Below are 17,253 nucleotides of genomic sequence, written 5' to 3'. Positions count from 1 at the left end.
CCTTCAGGACCGCCTGCGCATCACGGCGCTTCCGGTGCCGGCTCTTCCTTCTTTTCCCGGTCGGGGAAATAGCTCAGGATCGTGGAAAGGGTCTCCCGTAACCCGGTCCTGGGCACGACCTGGTCGACGAAACCCTTGGTCAGGAAAAACTCCGCGGTCTGGAACCCCTCCGGCAGGCTCGATCCTATCGTCTGTTCGATCACCCTTCCGCCCGCGAAGCCCATCATGGCGCCCGGCTCGGCCAGGGTGAAGTCTCCCAGCGAAGCATAACTCGCCATCACGCCGGCCATGGTCGGATTCGTGATCACGACGACAAAGGGGATCTTTTTCTCCGACAGGCGGTTCAGCCAGAGGGAAGTCTTCGCCATCTGCATGAGGGAGAGGATGCCTTCCTGCATGCGCGCGCCGCCCGACGTGGCGACCACGAGCAGCGGGATCTCCAGGTCGAGTGACCGCCGGATGGACCGTGTTACCTTCTCGCCGACTACGGATCCCATGCTCCCGGCCAGGAAGGCCCCGTCGTGGATGGACAGGGAAACGAGCCTTCCCTCGATGCGTCCCGTGCCCGATACCACGGCCTCCATCATGCCGGTCCGCTTCTGATACCGCTTCATGTAGTCCGGGTAGTTTTCCTTCTCCTTGAACTCGAGCGGGTCGACGGTGCGCAGATCCGTGTCGGTCTCCGTGAAGGAGTCCGGGTCCATGATCAGGGAGATGTACCCCTGGTGGCCGATCTTGAAATGGTACCCGCAATGGGCGCATACGTTGAAGTCCCGTTCGAGCTCCGCCTTGTACAGCATGGCGTCGCACTTGTCGCACTTGACCCACAACCCCTTCGGGATTTCCTTGCGCTTTTGCGGGCTCAGTCCCCGCTGTCGTCTCTCAAACCAGGCCATAGTTCGCTCGCTTAACGCTGTGGTACCAAAACCAACCTAAACGCGGGTAGCCATCCGGAGTAAAAAGCCACGGAACAGTTCGGAGCATCGCTCTGCCGCCGATTCGACCGTCGTCGCCACGTCGTCCGCGTCGACGGTTTCACCTGCTTGACCCGTCCACACATTGGATATGCACGATACGGCCACAGTCCTCATGCCGAGTCGCCGGGCCGCCAGTGCTTCCGGGACGGTCGACATGGTCACCGCGTCCGCGCCCAGTGATTTCAGCAGGGCGATTTCGGCGCGGGTCTCGAAGGAAGGTCCGGGCATCCAAGCCAGAATTCCCTGTTGGACGTGCTGGTTTCTTTGTATACTGATCTGTAGAAGCGAATCCCTCAAAGACGCACTGTAACAGGGTTCGCCGTCCGTATCCGACGTCAAGTCTCCCATCAGTTTAACGCCGATGGGATGGATATGTTGCCGTACGACCATGAGGTCTCCCACCTCGTACCGGGGATTCAGTCCGCCGGCGGCATTGGTCACGAGCAGAATCTCGACGCCGAACCGGCGCATTACCTCGAGAGGATAGGCGATCTGCCGTGCGTCGTAACCCTCGTACAGGTGGATCCGTCCCTGCATCAAAATCACGGATGCTTCGCCCAGGGCGCCGAAGACCAGGTTGCCTTCGTGGCCATGAACGGTCGATACTGGAAAATGGGGGATGGAACCGTAGGGAACAACGGATTTCTTTTCGACCGCCCGGACGCACGACCCGAATCCGGTACCCAGGATCATGCCGAAGCGGGTGGCCGCGAACCCCTTCGAACCCAGGAAGTCCGCAGTCGCGTCCAACGGATCATGACGGGGCATGGCGCGGCACTTTCAAACGGTTACCTCGTCTCCTTCGACGGCTGAATGCAACAAGGAGTCCATCATGAGCATCATTACGGTCGCCAGGGAATACGGCAGCGGTGGGCGGGACGTTGCGAGGATCGTCGCCGACCGCCTCGGTTATGATTGCGTGGACAAGGAACTTATCGCCGAAACCGCCCATGCCGCGGGCGTTTCGGAGGATGTCGTCGAGCAGCTGGACGAAGTGGGCGAATCGCCCATACGACGCTTTCTCGGCGAACTGTTCACGCCTTCGACCGTCTACTCCCTTTCCCCGGAATACCCGCCCCTCATCTGGCCCTACGTGCCGGGCGACGACGAGGGGACGAAGGATCCCACCTCCCTGAAGAACACCTTCCTGGACCGGGACGAATACCTCCAGATCCTCCAGGATACCATCCGTTCGCTGGCAGACAGGCAGCGCGTCATCATCGTAGGGCGCGGGTGCCAGTGCATCCTTGCGGACCGCAATGACGTCTTCCGCACCCTGTTCGTCGCGCCATTCGAATACCGGGTCGACGTTATCATGGACGAGATGAACCTCGCGCGGGACCGGGCAGCGGAACTCATCAAGGAAAAGGACCGGCAGCGGTCGCTGTACCTGCAGCATAACTACCATCGCGACTGGACGGATCCGACGCTGTACCACGCGGTTTTCAACACGTCCCTGACGACGTGGGAGAACATGGCCGACATCGTGATCGACTTCCACCGCAGACTCTTCGGCGACGACGATTGAAAGCCTGATTCACCCGGATGAACCGCAAAGAAAGATAACCCCAGTCGGCATACGTGTCAACCAGCGGCTCTCTACCATGCGCGCCGCAGACCGGTAAGGAACGGCAATGAGTTACGAAGTTTCGGACTTCAACAAAGAAGTGGTCGAACAGAGTCACACGGTCCCCGTGCTGGTCGATTTCTGGGCGGAATGGTGCGGGCCCTGCAAGATGCTCGGCCCCGTAATCGAATCCCTCGCCGAACGCCACCGGGACCGGTGGAAACTCGTGAAGGTCAACACGGAAACGCACACGGACATCGCCCGGCAATACGGGATACAGGGGATTCCGAACGTGAAGATGTTTGTCGACGGCGAAGTCCGGGACGAGTTTACCGGCGCGCTGCCGGAGCCCATGATCGAACAGTGGCTCAAGAAAGCCCTGCCCAGTCCACGCGCTAAGCAGCTGGAAGAAGCGCTTCGGCTGCTCGAAACCGGCGACCGGGATGCGTCCCGCGAGATGCTTGAGGACGTCCTGGCGGCGGAGCCGGACAACGAGCAGGCGGCGGTCTGCCTGGCGCGCACCTGGCTGGATGATGATCCCGGCCGCAGCCTGGAGCTTTTACGAACCATCGAACCAGGCACGGAATACCACGACTCGGCGGTCGTACTGCGGACCATCGCGGAACTCTTCCTTCACCTGGACACGCCCGAGCGTCTCGAGGACGCCCCGGTCCGGCCCATCTATATCCAGGCGATCGAGCATCTGAGGCGGGAGGAATACGACCTTGCCCTGCAGCGCTTCATCGAGGTGCTGGAGAAGAACCGGTCCTATGACGACGACGGGGCCAGGAGGAGCTGTGTCGCCATTTTCGGCATGCTCGGCGAGGATCACCCCACCACGCGGCAATACCGCCGTGCTTTCAGCAACGCACTGTACGCCTGATCCCGCCTGGTCGGCGTGACGCGGCCGGGCGCCCCGTCACACCTGATCACACGTCCAGGGGGTTGGCCTTTTCGGGGTCGATTTCCAGCTTGCGCATGGCCCGCTCCGGGACCTCCGGGGAGAGGTCGCCTTTCCGGGCGAGGGCATTGAGGGTGCCGAGGGTGATGAATCGGGCGTCCATCTCGAAGAAGTTCCGTAGCGCCGGCCGGCTGTCGCTACGCCCGAAACCGTCCGTCCCCAGCGAGACCACGGGGCCCGGCACCCAGCGCGCGATGGAATCCGGCAGCGTCCTGACATAGTCGGAGGCCATGACGTAGACACCTCCGGTATCCTCGAGACATGCGGTAACATACGGCACCCTGGGCGCTTCCGACGGGTGCAGCAGGTTCCAGCGTTCGGTCTCCATGGCGTCGCGCCGCAGTTGCTTGTAGCTCGTCACGCTCCAGACGTCCGCTTCCACGCCGAAGTCTTCGGCCAGCATCTCCTGGGCCTTCAGCGATTCGTTGATGATGGAACCGCTTCCGAAGAGGTGGGCCTTTGCCGTGCCCCCGTTCAGCGAACTGAGCCGGTACATGCCCTTCAGGATGCCTTCTTCCACCCCTTCCGGCATGGACGGCATGGCGTAGTTCTCGTTCTGCACGGTGATGTAGTAGAACAGGTCTTCCTGGTCGACGTACATGCGCCGGATGCCGTCCTTGATGATGGTCGCCAGCTCGTAGGCGTAAGCCGGATCGTAGGTCAGCAGGTTGGGGACCGGGTCGGCCAGCAGGTGGCTTTGGCCGTCCTGGTGCTGGAGCCCCTCGCCGTTCAGCGTCGTCCGTCCCGCCGTACCGCCCAGCAGGAAGCCCCGAGTGCGCATTTCCGCGGCGGCCCAGATCAGGTCGCCGACGCGCTGCAGGCCGAACATGGAATAGAAGATGAAGAAGGGGATCGTATTGACGCCGTGGGTCGAATAGGCCGTCCCGGCGGCCACGAAGGAGGACAGGGAGCCCGCCTCCGTGATGCCTTCCTCGAGGATCTGGCCGTCCTGCGCCTCCTTGTAGTAGAGGAGCGTGTCGATGTCCACCGGTTCGTAGAGCTGGCCGGCGTGGGAATAGATGCCGCACTGGCGGAAAAGGGCTTCCATGCCGAAGGTCCGGGCCTCGTCGGGTACGATGGGGACGATCAGCTTGCCGATTTCGGGTTCCCGCAGCAGGCGCGACAGCATTCGGGTAAACACCATGGTCGTCGAGACCTCGCGGCCGTCCGTCCCCGCCTTGAATTCGTCGAACACCTCGTCCGTCGGCGCGGAGGGCAGGCCGGGATTCACAACGTTGCGCCGGGGAATGTAGCCGCCGAGACTCTCCCGCCGTTCCCGGATGTACTCCATTTCGGCGCTGTCCGCCGACGGCCTGAAATACGGCGCTTCGCGGACCTCGTCGTCGGAAAGGGGGATGCCCAGTTCGGTGCGCAGATGGCGCAGCCCGTCCTCGTCGATCATCTTCTGCTGGTGGGCCGTGTTCTTGCCCTCGCCCCACTCGCCGAGGCCGTATCCCTTGATCGTCTTGGCCAGGATGACGGTCGGCGCGCCCGGATGTTCCACTGCCGCCTTGTACGCCGCGTAGATCTTCTCCTGGTCGTGGCCGCCCCGGATAATGGTCCGCACGTGCTCGTCGGTAAGCAGCCTGGACATCTCCATGAGTTTGGGATGCACGCCGAAGAAATGCTCCCGCTGGTACTTGCCGTCCGAAACGGTGTACTTCTGGTACTGGCCGTCGACGATCTCGCCCATGCGCTTCACGAGCAGCCCTTCGTCGTCATGGGCGAGCAGAGGATCCCATCCGCTTCCCCAGATCACCTTGATGACGTTCCATCCGGCCCCGTGGAAGGCGGCTTCGAGTTCCTGGATGATCTTGCCGTTGCCCCGCACCGGGCCGTCCAGCCGCTGCAGGTTGCAGTTGACCACGAAGATCAGGTTGTCCAGCTTCTCGCGCGCCGCCAGGGTGATGGCGCCGAGGGCCTCGGGTTCGTCCGTTTCCCCGTCGCCGAGAAACGCCCAGACCTTGCAGCCGTTGCCTTGCTTGAGACCGCGGTCTTCCAGGTACCGGTTGAACCGGGCCTGGTAGATGGACATGATGGCACTCAAGCCCATGGAGGCCGTGGGGAAGATCCAGAAGTCGGGCATGAGCCAGGGATGGGGGTAGGACGAAAGTCCGCCTCCCGGCCGCAGCTCGCGGCGGAAGTTGTCCAGGTGCTGTTCGTTGAACCGCCCCTCGATATAGGCCCGGGCGTAGATGCCCGGCGAGGAATGCGGCTGGAAGAAGATCTGGTCGCCGTCGTAACCTTCGCCCGGTCCGCGGAAGAAATGGTTGAAGCCCACCTCGTAGAGGTTGCAGACCGAGGCGTACGTGGCGATGTGACCGCCGAGGGATTTGTCCGCCGTGTTGGCGCGGACCACCATGGCCATGGCGTTCCACCGGATGATATTGCGGATCCGGTGCTCGAGTTCGTCGCTGCCGGGATAGGGCGGCTGCTGGTCGGGGGGGATGGTGTTGATGTAAGGCGTGTTCTCTGCGAAGGGGAGCCGGACGCCCTTGCCGCGGGCGTGGGCCTGGAGCTGGGCGATCAGCTGGCGCACCCGGCCCGGTCCGGAGTGCTGGAGCACGTAGTCCAGCGATTCGAGCCATTCCAGGGACTCTACGCGATCCAGGTCAATTTCATACTCCGAGCGTGAGGAATCCTGCGTCATTTCCAGTCCGTGGACCGTTGTGTACGATGGGCCGCGCCCGTTATGTGCCGGAACCGGGCGTTGTTTTCTCCGGGTCTGCGCTTCGTTGTTTATCTCGGTTGCGCGCCGTCATTTGCCTATTGAAACGTTCTTTCAATGTAGCAGTCCCGCCCTCCGCTCGCAACAGAAATCAAGGTCGCGGACCATCCGTTACGTGGTCAAATTTGTATTGCTCCGCCCCGGTTAACCGGACATTTTGGTTCATTATGATCGCATTTCATCGTTCCTCCTTCCACTGGAAATCCCGGCCCTGGAAACCCGATCCGGTATACAAGTACGCCGGTGGGTTCGTCGGGACACCGGGACAAGCCTACCAGGTGCGGTTCCATCTGGAGGCGGCCTGTACCGTGGAAGATCTGGAAACCGGACACAAAACAGAGCTGTACCTGGGGGCGCCCTGCCGCTCGGAGTACACGATCGCCCGCCGAAACCTCTTCCAGATACCCAGCGATGAATGGCGCATGGCCTTCAGCCGAAGCCTGAGCATTCCCATTTCCAGGAAGCCGAGCACCGAGCCCGCCGGATCCGGGGGAACCCCGCTGGAAGAGCAGTTCCAGGGCCACGATATCGACATCAGGCAGTACGATATCGATGATACGCTGACCAATGCCCGAGAGTTAGTCCAGGCCACGCTGGACCGGGACCTGATGAACGTCAGGATCACCTGGACCGCCTCAACTACCCGCCACGACCGGGACCAGGCGGACCAGGCAGGCCAGGCGGACCGAAGCCTGAAGGTAACCCTTGAGTTTCCCGTGGATCTGATCAATATTAACGAGGAAGACGCCGAGTTTCAGGTCTGTACGGGTCCCGTGGTGTTGCCGGACCTGGAAACCTGGGACGGCGGCGAGGTGCATCGCGTATTCCTGGCGGACGCGGCGATCTCCGGTTTCGATCACGCGGAGTTCATCCTCCGCAGGGAAATCGAGGCGGCTGAGCGGGAGAAACACTGGTATGAAGCGCCCCGGGGTCGCGACCGCCTGGAACTGAATGACCCGGAGAATCCCCCGCCGGACTATCCGCCGCGCAGGCCGCGGCCCCTGGTCTACAATGAAACCTGGGAAATGGAAACCGAGAACGTCATTTTGAGGACGAAAAACGAGCGCTGAGGCCTTCAACCCGGCCGACGGCCACCACAAGGAGCGGTCCCATGGCGCAGACGACCCTGCAGGACACCCGATTCAAGCAGATGCCGACCCCGGAAGACCTGATCCGCATGTCCCGCGACCTGCGGTATCACCCGGTCCGCAACGACCATCCGGCCGTGCTTACGAGCGCACAGATCGATATCTTCAACGAACAGGGCTACCTGAAGCCCTTCAGGATTTACTCGGACGAAGAAATCGACGCCATCCGGGATGAGTTCGACGGCATGATCGAGCAGGTCATGGCGCGGGGCGACCACAACTATTCCATCATTTCGGCCCACCTGAAATCGGGCATGGTGCACGACATCATGAACGATCCGCGGATCGTCGCCTACATCAGCGACCTGCTTGGCGACGACGTCGTGGGCTGGGGCGCCCACTTCTTCTGCAAGCTTCCGGGGGACGGCAAGATAGTCAACTGGCACCAGGACGCCAGTTTCTGGCCCCTCTCGCCTTCAAAGACGGTCACCGCCTGGCTGGCCATCGACGACGCGGACACGGGCAACGCCTGCATGCGATTCGTGGCCGGATCGCACCACTACGGGCACCTTACCTATCACATGAGCGAAGAAGTCGAGAACAACGTGCTCAACCAGACGGTGAAAGAAGTCGGGATGTACGGCACCGAGGTGGACATCGAACTCAAGGCGGGAGAGATCTCACTGCACAGCGACCTGCTGCTGCATGGATCCGGGCTCAATACATCGGACCGTCGCCGTTGCGGCCTGACGCTCAGGTTCTGCGCCGCCTCCGTCCGCGCCGAACTCAACTGGAACAAGGAAGGCGTGATCGTCAAGGGATCCGATCCCACGGACCACTGGGCGGATCTGCCGCGGCCGGCCGTGGATAACGTGTAGCAGCTCGGGATCAGCGTCAAACCAGCGCGATATGCAGACGTCTCCCCAGCGCACGGGCCGCCCGTTCGAGGGTTTGCAACGTAACCGAACTGTTTTCCGGATCCAGTAGACGATCCAGTGAGGCACGACTCGTGTGCATTCGCCGGGCCATTTCCGTCTTGGTCAGTCCCTGATTCAACATGTATTGCCCCACCTGATAAGCACCCACTCGCTTTATCGCGACTCGTTCTACCTCTTGAGTCAGTCCTTCTTCCTTCAGATAGTCATCGAAGTCGCTTCCGACGTGTATGTTAACAGAAGTCATTCTGGCAAATCTCCCAGCTTAGCCGCTCGCGTTTTGGCGAGTTGCAGGTCCTGATAGGGTGTCTTACGTTCCTTCTTGATGAACCCGTGCAATAAAACGATCGAGCTGCCTTGAACTGTGAACAGCACTCGCGCTTTGCGTCCTTGAAGTACAGACCTCACTTCCCAAACCCCACGATACAGTCTGCGTACTAGTGGCATACCCAATGGCCAGCCAAACTGAACTGTCTTGATATCTGCGCCTATAGCCTTCTTATCCTCTCTGGTTAAAGTTGTCAACCAATCCCGGACCGGTTCACGTCCACTTTCAGTCCTATAGAAAACTACACGCAACATGCAGACATCGTTTCTAACGTGTATCAAATTTGATACGTTGTCAATAACTACTTAGCGTTTCACCAACCCCTTTCGGATAAGTAGGATTCTATATCGCACTATCGGAAATAAAATCGTGGCGTAGGGAGGTTCCTACTCCACGTAAACGGCAATACGGTACATAGCGTTGTTCAGGTAGCCGCCGGGATTCCACGCGATGGCGTGGGACTGGCTGACGACGCGGGAATACATCGCCCTGGTCCAAACCTCGTAATACCCCTCCCGCGGCAACGACAGAAGGAAGGCGTGATTGTCAAAGGATCCGACCCCACGGGCTGCCCCTTCCAGGGTCCGCAACCGGCGTAATCCCGAATCTCACGAGGCGGGTTCCCAAAGCTCGATCGCGTTTCCTTCGGGGTCGTGGATACGGGCGAAGCGACCGATGCCCTCCATCTCGCTTTCGTGGCTGACCTCGATATCCGCAGACTTCAATTGTGTGATCATCGCGTCCAGATCGGCCACGCGGAAGTTCAACATGAAAGCCTTGTCCGCTGCGAAGTAATCCGTGTCAGCGTTGAATGGTGAGAAAACCGTGACCCCGGACTTGGTCATCCAGGGCGTCATCTCCATGTTCGTTGGAGCAGGATCGATGCCAAGGTGATCATGGTACCATTTCGCAAGTCCTTCCGGATCCTCTGCCCGAAAGAAGAACCCGCCGAATCCCTGAACTTTATGCACGCAACATACCCCCTTGGCAATGTGAGTTAAAACACCAGCCGGTCGGGTTCACTCCACGTAAACGGCAATACGGTGCATGGCGTTGTTCAGGTAGCCGCCGGGATTCCACGCGATGGCGTGGGGCTGGCTGACGCCGCGCGAATCCGTCGCCCTGGCCCAAACCTCGTAATATCCTTCCTGCGGGAACGACACTGTGGCCCGCCAGTTCTGCCAGGCGTAGGCGTTTACCGGATCATCCAGCGTCGCGGGCATCCAGGTCGCCCCGAAGTCGATCGACAGGTCCACCGAGTCGACGCGCCCCTCGCCCGTCCACCCATGACCGCGCACCTCGACCGAGCCTTCCGTTGTCCGGTGTCCCGTCGCGGGATGGGTGATCAGCGACTTCACCGGCATGCGCTCGATGATGCGGAAGTCCTGTTCATCCACGGTCTCGCCGGGCGCGATCCCACGGTCCGGCAGGCGGTAAGAGGTTCCGGTCATCTTGGGCCCGTCGTGTACCCGGTCCCGGATCTCAACGCGAGTCAGCCACTTCTGGGAACACGAACCGGGCCAACCGGGGACGATCAGCCGCAGCGGGCCGCCGTTCATAGGGTGGATCGGCCGGCCGTTCTGGGCAAAGGCGATGAGACTGTGCGGGTCCATGGCCTTGTCGATCGGCACCCCGCGGGAGATGGGAAGCCCGGCCGACGCGCCGGAAAGGTGGGTATCGGCGCCGTAGTGGGCGGTGTAGACGGCTTCGGGCCAGATTCCAGCGGCCGCCAGCACATCTGAAAGCCGCACCCCCGTCCACTTCGAGCAGGCCACCGCGCCGTAGGTCCACTGTTCGCCCTTCGTCTTCGGGTCGAAGAAGGCACGCCCGTTACCCGCGCATTCCAGGGCCAATGCACGGGTTACGACTTCGAAACGCGCTCCTAGATCATCGAGACCGAGCGTCAACGGGTGGTCGACCAGGCCGTCGATCGCAAGTAGCCAGCGCGATGCGTCCAGATCCTCGGGCATCAGTCCGTTGTTGCGGACGAAGTGTCTTTCGGTGGGCGTGATGGTGTCATCGAGGAGGTGCGGAGGGGTCTCCGCGCACATGGGCAGGTCATTGAGGACCGTGAGGCCGTCCTTGCCGGGAATGACGCCCTCGGCGGCGAGCGCCACCGGAATGAAGTGGGCGGGGATGTCGCGGTGGAAGGGGATCGCGGCCCCGACCAGCGCGCCCATGGCCGCCAGGCCGGCGTTCTTCAGGAATCCGCGCCGATCAGGATAGGTGCGGCGTCCGAACAGCAACCGGTCGGCCTCGTCGGGGTCTTCCCGGTATAGTGTGTTAAGCCGTTTTATCGAAGAATCCGCACCCATGTCCGTGCACCTCGAAACCGATTCGACCCGGGTAGAGATTGGCGACTACGCCTCGTACAGATCCACCGCGGTCTGCCCCTTGGCGAACCGCAGGGCTGTCGCCGCGGCGGACTGGCTTCCCGTGGCGCGCCGGCTGTCGGTGGCCCAGCGTGCCAGGCCGACCAGCAACTGGTTGCGCGAGGGGTGATCCGCGCACAGGGTCCACTCGTCGAAGATGGTCCGCAGCGTGGAGAGGATGTTGCGGCCGTTATCGTCCTTGAGGATCACCAGGCCGAGACCGCTGAGCAGCGCGTCTCCCGAATAGCCGGATCGCAGGTAGTCCCGGGTCTGCCGCCCGATTTCCCTGATCTGGATCTTTTCGATGGATGAAAGGACGCTTTCGATCGCTTCGGACTCGTCCGCGCTTCCCGGGGGCAGGCTGCCGCGGGACTCGGACAGGGGCCGGTGGGTGATGTTCAGCCAACGGTCGCCATAGAACTGCCAGGCGACGTGGTACAGAGCCTGGGCGGCGACCCTGGAGCCGGCAAACCGCTGGGCCTTGCGCACCGCGGAGGCCATCATCATCTCCCGGACCAGTCCCCCCCAGCCGGGGTTCATGTTCACCGGCGTGCGCGCCATGCGGTCCGCGGCGAGGATCACCATGGTCGTCACGATCCGATCAATGGATACGCCGTCTTTCAACGCCTGCGTGACCGCACCGAAGGTCGGTCCGATCTCGCCGCTGACCAGGCCTTCGGCGAAGGCATCCTCGTCGAAATCCACGGCGAAACCGTCGGCCTGTCCGTCTTCGAGGGCATCCAGCGTCGCCGTGTCGGCAATGAACCGGTCGATGGCCGACTGCCGGATCTCGTCGGGCAGACCCCGCTCCTGGCCCAGGATCTTGGCCGACAGGTTGCAGACCAGTTCCTCCGCATCGTCCCATCCGAATTCCTCGAGCACCTCCGCGATGTAGCCGATGTTGAGCAGGTTGTTCGAATTGCCGAGGAAATGGGGCGCCATGGCGCATTCGAAGAGCAGCGGCAGGATCTCGTGGTCATGGCCGCCCATGCGCCGGGCGGTGATCAAGCACTTCTCGATGCCTTCCCATTTCTTGTCTTTCGAAAACACCCGGATCCAGCCTTCGAGCTTCTCCCAGGTGACCGGGTCGGGCAGCCGCTGGATGCTAGGCCGGTCCCCCGCGCGGCCCGACAGTCCATGGGCGGCGAAGGTCAGCGGTATAATCCGGTCGTCGCTCTCGTATTGACGGGCCACTTTGATCCCGTTGACGAAATCCGATACCTCTCCGCCGCCGTCGTTGGCGCCTCGTTCCGTGGCGATGTGCCGGCCGCCGTGGCGGATGATGAGGTTCAGCGTGTCCCCTTCCGACACACCTCGCGCCAGCATGATGGCCACGGCCTTGGATATGGTCCACTGGTCTGTGGAATAGAGTCCCTCCTTCAGCAGCAGGAAATGGGCGTCGGACCGTTTCGATCCACCGTCGCCGACACTTACGAATACGTCACCGTTTCGCTCTTCGACCGGGAAAGTCTCGAGGTCGTCGCACCCGCCGGTGAAACAGCCGCCGCCGCCGAGATCGTAGCTCCATCCGTGCCAGTCGCAGGTCAGCACGCCGTTGCGGACGCGCCCCCGGGTCAGCGGGTAGCCCATGTGGGGACACTGGTTGTCCGTGGCGTAGATCGACCCGTTGTGCCTGAAGAGGGCGATGCTCCTTCCCTCCACCTTCACGGCCTTGGGCTTGCCGTCCACCACCTCGTCCGCGCCCGCCACCCGTACGAATCCATTCTGTTCCGTCGCCATAACCGATTACCTCTCCGATGATCCGTGCATGTTACTTGTCAGATGATCCACGTCTGCAGTCGATCGATCCCTAGTCGTCAAACACTTCGACCGTCGTCCGCCCTTCAGAAAACCGCATAGCCGTATTGATGGATGCCATGCTGTTCTTGTTCAGGCGCACGTCCGTCGCGTACCGGGCCAGCCCCACCAGGAGCTGGTACCGGGACGGGTGTCCCGAACCACCCGCGTCCGCATCGCCGCCGCCTTCCCATTCATTGAACGTGACGCGCAGCGTGGGCAGAAGCTCCATGTTGGTATCGTCCCACAGGATCGCCCGGCCGATTTCCCTGAGCAGTTCCGAACCGTCGAAGCCGCTGTTCAGGTAACCCACCACCTGGTCGCCCACGCCGTGGATATCCAGCGACTTGATGGCATGGACGATGCGCTCCGAAGCGGTGGCCGCGTCTGGCGCGTCCGAAGCATGATCCGGAAGGGGTTCGTCGAGAGCGCGGGAGGGAATGTTGATCCATCGGTTGTCGAAGATCTGCCATGCGGCGTGGAAGAGACCCTTCGCCGCGGCCGCGGGACCGCCGTAGGCGTGGACGTGCCGCAGTGAAGCCGCCAGGTTGTACTCGGTGGACAGCGGCCCCCAGCCGGCGTCGACGTTCACGGGCGTCCGCGCCATGCGGTCCGCCGCGAGCAGGACGAAGGTCGTGATGAGGCGTTCGATAGCCACGCCGTCGCGCAGGGCCTTGGCCACGGCCTCGAATGACCGCTCGATGTCGACGCTCAACAGGGCGTCCACGAGGGCGTTCTCATCGTAGTCGGTGCGGGTGTTCGCCCCGTAATCCCGTGATTCGAGTTCGGGCGCGAGGCCTTCGAGCAGGCGCACCGCGTCCCGGTGAAAACGCTCAGGCTCGTCGCGGCCCCGTCCGACCATCTTGGCGCCGAGGTTGCAGACCAGTTCGGACGCCTCGCCCCAGCCGAAGGTATCCACCACCCGGGCGAGGTCCCCCAGGTTGGCCACATTCCGGGCGAAACCCAGGAAATAAGGGGCCACGGCGCATTCGAACAGCAGCTTGAAGATATGCGCTTCCTGGCCGTTTTCGCGGGCCGTGTGCAGGCACCGTTCGATCCGGAAATCCTGCATGTTGCGGGAAAACATGCGTACCCAGCCGTCGATCTGTTCCCAGCTCACCGGCGGCGGCAGCGTGATGACCTCGAGCCGTTCGGACGCCCGTCCCGACGCCGCACGGCCGGCCAGCGACAGGGCCATCAGGCGATCCTCCCCGTCGTACCTTTTGCCGACTTCGAGGCCGGAGACCAGCAGGGAAACGATGTTGCCGCCCCCGCCCGCGTCCTGCTCCGACGCCACGTGACGGCCCAGGTGACGCAGGACCAGCTGCACGATGTCGTGTTCCGAAACGCCTCCGTTGAGCAGCAGGGCGGTGGCCTTGGAGATCGTCCACGAATCCCCGCTCAGGAGGCCCTCCCAGAGCAGCTGCAGGTGCTGGTCGCGGCGCCGGTAGGTCGCGTCCCCGGCCTGAACCCACAGTTCGTCCCCGCGGATGTCGACCGGGAAGGTCTCCAGGTCGTCGCATTCGTAGTTGAAGCAACCGCCGCCTTCGAGATCGAAGCTGCGTCCGTGCCAGTCGCAGGTCAGGACGCCGTCCTTCACCACGCCGCGCGTCAGCGGAAACCCCATGTGGGGGCACTGGTTGTCTGTGGCGTGGATGCGGCCATCCACGTTGAACAGGGCGACGCTGCGCCCCTCGCTGATCTTGACGGCGCGGGACTCCCCGGGCGGCACGTCCGCGAGGGTACCTACCCGGATCCAGCCGTTTCCTGCGCTCATTGTATCCTTTCCTTTCTTCGGTGTGCGGTCCTGTTTCTGACGCGCGCGCGCATCCAGGCCGCTAGAGGGCATTCCAGGCCGCTAATGGGCTTCCAGCCAGTTCGCGCCGATGCCGATTTCCACTTCGATGGGCACGGTCATGGGCAGCGCGCCCCGCATGCATTCCTCGATCAGGCCGGGCACGGTGTCCTGTTCCGATCTGTGCAGGTCGAAGACGAGTTCGTCATGCACCTGTAGCAGCATCCGCGTGCGGCACGCCCGCTTTTTAAACTCGTTGTGAATCCGCGTCATGGCCAGCTTGATCAGGTCGGCCGCCGTGCCCTGGATGCGGGAATTGATGGCGACGCGCTCCTCGGCGCGCTTGGTGGTGTTGTTCCGGGAATTGATGTCCCGCAGGTACCGGCGCCGGCCCGTCATGGTCTCGACGAATCCGTTCTCCTCCGCGAACTTGACCGTTTCGTCCATGTACTTGCGCGTCCCCGGATACTTCGCGAAATACTGGTCGATCAACTCCTGCCCCTGTCCCCTCGGGATGTTGAGCCGTTCGGCCAGCCCGAAAGCGGAGATGCCGTAGATGATGCCGAAATTGACGGTCTTGGCGCGCCGTCGCATCTCGTCGGTCACCCCGTCGGGCTCCACGTCGTAGATCTTCATGGCCGTCGCCGAGTGGATGTCCTCGTGCTGGATGAAGGTCTCCATCATGCCCTCGTCCCGGCTGAGCTCGGCCGCGATGCGCAGTTCGATCTGGGAATAGTCCGCGGCCATCAGGAGGTAGTCGTCGTCCCGGGGCACAAAGGCCTTGCGGATCTGGCGGCCCATCTCCGTGCGGACCGGGATGGTCTGCAGGTTGGGTCCGTGGGACTGGATACGTCCGGTAGCGATCACGGCCTGCTCATAGGAGGTATGCACGCGCCCCGTCCCGGAAAACACGGCGTGCGGCAACTGGCTGACGTACACCGAATTCAGCTTGGTGCACATCCGGTAGTGGAGGATCTGCTCCACGATCTCGTGCTTGGGCGCGAGCCGGCGGAGTATGGCTTCCGCCGTCGAGTACTGGCCGGTCTTGGCCGTGCGCTTGGCGTTGGGATCGATTTTCAGCTTGTCGAAGAGGATGTGCCCGAGCTGTTTCGCCGAATTGAAGTCCACGGGTTCACCGGCCAGTTCGGTGATCCGGTCCGAGGACCGCTGGATCTCTTCATCGAGCAGGCGGGAAAGGTGCTCGAGCTGCCCCACGTCCATCCGCACGCCTTCGTGTTCCATTTCCACGAGGGCGGGCACCAGGGGACACTCGATGTCCGTGAAGACGGTATCCTGGTTCATCTCGCCGATCCGGGGCCGCAGAAGCTTGGCCAGTTGCAGGGTGATATCGGCGTCTTCGGCCGCGTACTCCACGACCTTCTCCAGCGGCGCGTCCCTCAGCGTGCCCTGTTCCTCGCCCTTCTCGCCGATGAGGGTGGTGATGGAAATCGGCGTGTAGCCCAAAAGGGCCTGGGAGAGGTAATCCATGGTACGGCGCAGGTCCGGCACGGTCACGTAGGCTGCCAGCATGGTGTCGAAGATGCGGCAGGACACGGTGATCCCGTGCCACCGCAGCACGGACAGGTCGAACTTGATGTTGTGGCCGATGAGTTCCTTGCCGGTGTCGTCGAAGAGGGACTGGAATTCGGCTGCGACCCGCAGTACCTCCTCCCGTCGTCCGTCCGGCATGGGCACATAATAACCGGTATGCGGCTTGATCGAGAAGGCGAATCCCAGGATTTCGCAGGTCTTGGGATCCAGGCTCGTCGTTTCCATGTCGAAACAGAAGGAGGGCGCACGGGAGAGTTCGTCGATGAGCGCCGCGCGGGCTTCCGGGGTGTCGACGCAGTGGTAGTCGTGCTCCACGTCCGCGATCGTCTTCAGCTGGTCAGCCCCGAACAGGTCTTCCTGGGTGCCGGCGACGGTCAGCCGGGGGGCCGCCGAGAAATCGTCCCCGAAGAGCCGCTTGCCCAGGGTATTGAACTCCAGTTCGACGAACAGCTTCTTGAGGTCTTCTTCCTTGCGCTCCTTGACGGTCAATGCGTCCGGTGTGACGTCCAGCGGCACGTCCCGCTCGATGGTGACCAGGCTCTTTGACAACACGGCCATGTCCCGGTTATCCTCGATGCGCTCTTTCTGCTTGCCCTTCAACTCGTGGGTGTTTTCCAGCAGGTTCTCTACGGATCCGAACTGGGCGATGAGCTTCTGCGCGGTCTTTTCGCCGACGCCCGGAACGCCGGGCACGTTGTCGCTGGTATCGCCCATGAGCCCGAGCACGTCGATCACCTGGTCGACCCGCTCGACGCCCCATTTCTCCAGCACCTCGGCCACGCCCATGGTTTCGAAGTTGTCCCCGGTGTTCCCGGGCTTGCAGATGTAGGACTGCTCGGAGACGAGTTGCGCGTAGTCCTTGTCCGGCGTGACCATGAAGGTGGTGAAACCCGCTTCGTCGGCCTGCTTCGCCAAGGTTCCGATCACGTCGTCGGCCTCCCATCCCGGGACGCGGATCACCGGGATGTTGAATCCTTCGATCAACCGGAACAGGAAAGGCAGCGCGATGCTCAGGTCTTCGGGCATGGCGTCCCGCTGCGCCTTGTACTCGGGATACTGCTCGTGGCGGTGGGTCGGTTCGGGTGTATCGAACACCGCGGCGATGTGGGTGGGCCTGTTCTTGTTCAGGATGCCGAGGATGGTATTGGCGATGG

General features: G+C 62.4%; 14 protein-coding genes. 4 read left to right on the top strand and 10 right to left on the bottom strand.

The genetic code is table 11. The annotated features are described in order from the left end of the window. Window positions 1-20: 20 nt before the first annotated feature. Together F4Z81_02595 and F4Z81_02590 are read right to left on the bottom strand one after the other, a co-directional pair. Window positions 21-896 (bottom strand): acetyl-CoA carboxylase carboxyltransferase subunit beta, encoded by an 876-nt coding sequence (locus F4Z81_02595; GenBank protein ID MXW03937.1) that lies wholly within the window; start codon window positions 894-896, stop codon window positions 21-23. Window positions 897-932: 36 nt separating this feature from the next. Beyond that, on the bottom strand, window positions 933-1,745 hold the full coding sequence (locus F4Z81_02590) for a purine-nucleoside phosphorylase (protein ID MXW03936.1): 813 nt from the start codon (window positions 1,743-1,745) through the stop codon (window positions 933-935). On the opposite strand from F4Z81_02590, the gene F4Z81_02585 reads away from it, so the two are divergent. Beyond that, window positions 1,744-2,505 carry a cytidylate kinase-like family protein gene (locus tag F4Z81_02585; GenBank protein MXW03935.1) on the top strand — a complete coding sequence of 254 codons (762 nt, stop codon included), beginning with the start codon at window positions 1,744-1,746 and terminating at the stop codon, window positions 2,503-2,505. The genes F4Z81_02590 and F4Z81_02585 overlap by 2 nt on opposite strands. A 106-nt stretch (window positions 2,506-2,611) precedes the next feature. Then, window positions 2,612-3,427, top strand: a complete 816-nt coding sequence (gene trxA / locus F4Z81_02580; protein MXW03934.1) for a thioredoxin — start codon at window positions 2,612-2,614, stop codon at window positions 3,425-3,427. Window positions 3,428-3,473: 46 nt separating this feature from the next. Here trxA and aceE read toward each other — a convergent pair whose 3' ends face one another. Then, window positions 3,474-6,155 carry a pyruvate dehydrogenase (acetyl-transferring), homodimeric type gene (gene aceE / locus F4Z81_02575; GenBank protein MXW03933.1) on the bottom strand — a complete coding sequence of 894 codons (2,682 nt, stop codon included), beginning with the start codon at window positions 6,153-6,155 and terminating at the stop codon, window positions 3,474-3,476. Between the two features lie 245 nt (window positions 6,156-6,400). On the opposite strand from aceE, the gene F4Z81_02570 reads away from it, so the two are divergent. Both F4Z81_02570 and F4Z81_02565 read left to right on the top strand, forming a co-directional pair. Further along, window positions 6,401-7,303 (top strand): hypothetical protein, encoded by a 903-nt coding sequence (locus F4Z81_02570; protein ID MXW03932.1) that lies wholly within the window; start codon window positions 6,401-6,403, stop codon window positions 7,301-7,303. 41 nt (window positions 7,304-7,344) lie between these two features. Continuing rightward, a complete protein-coding gene (locus tag F4Z81_02565) occupies window positions 7,345-8,199 on the top strand; it encodes a phytanoyl-CoA dioxygenase family protein (GenBank protein ID MXW03931.1) in 855 nt (284 codons plus the stop codon). 16 nt (window positions 8,200-8,215) lie between these two features. On the opposite strand, the gene F4Z81_02560 is transcribed toward F4Z81_02565, so the two are convergent. From F4Z81_02560 to polA, 7 genes are all read right to left on the bottom strand, one after another. Next, entirely contained in the window at window positions 8,216-8,503 is a 288-nt protein-coding gene (locus tag F4Z81_02560; GenBank protein MXW03930.1) for a helix-turn-helix domain-containing protein, read from the bottom strand. Beyond that, on the bottom strand, window positions 8,500-8,838 hold the full coding sequence (locus F4Z81_02555; GenBank protein MXW03929.1) for a type II toxin-antitoxin system RelE/ParE family toxin: 339 nt from the start codon (window positions 8,836-8,838) through the stop codon (window positions 8,500-8,502). Before F4Z81_02555 ends, F4Z81_02560 begins: the two co-directional genes overlap by 4 nt. A gap of 354 nt (window positions 8,839-9,192) precedes the next feature. Beyond that, window positions 9,193-9,555, bottom strand: a complete 363-nt coding sequence (locus F4Z81_02550; protein ID MXW03928.1) for a VOC family protein — start codon at window positions 9,553-9,555, stop codon at window positions 9,193-9,195. Between the two features lie 48 nt (window positions 9,556-9,603). Further along, complete coding sequence (locus tag F4Z81_02545) at window positions 9,604-10,899, bottom strand: sulfite oxidase (GenBank protein MXW03927.1); 1,296 nt, start codon at window positions 10,897-10,899, stop codon at window positions 9,604-9,606. A 45-nt stretch (window positions 10,900-10,944) separates the two neighbouring features. Beyond that, the gene (locus tag F4Z81_02540; GenBank protein MXW03926.1) at window positions 10,945-12,696 is read right to left on the bottom strand and encodes a Rieske (2Fe-2S) protein; all 1,752 of its coding nucleotides are present in this window, start codon (window positions 12,694-12,696) and stop codon (window positions 10,945-10,947) included. 70 nt (window positions 12,697-12,766) lie between these two features. Next, the gene (locus tag F4Z81_02535; GenBank protein MXW03925.1) at window positions 12,767-14,602 is read right to left on the bottom strand and encodes a Rieske (2Fe-2S) protein; all 1,836 of its coding nucleotides are present in this window, start codon (window positions 14,600-14,602) and stop codon (window positions 12,767-12,769) included. Window positions 14,603-14,611: 9 nt separating this feature from the next. Further along, complete coding sequence (polA, locus tag F4Z81_02530) at window positions 14,612-17,251, bottom strand: DNA polymerase I (GenBank protein MXW03924.1); 2,640 nt, start codon at window positions 17,249-17,251, stop codon at window positions 14,612-14,614. Window positions 17,252-17,253 lie beyond the last annotated feature (2 nt).

It is taken from the genome of Gemmatimonadota bacterium, assembly GCA_009835325.1.
Taxonomy (GTDB): domain Bacteria; phylum JAAXHH01; class JAAXHH01; order JAAXHH01; family JAAXHH01; genus JAAXHH01.
This window is presented reverse-complemented; position numbering and strand designations above follow the sequence as displayed.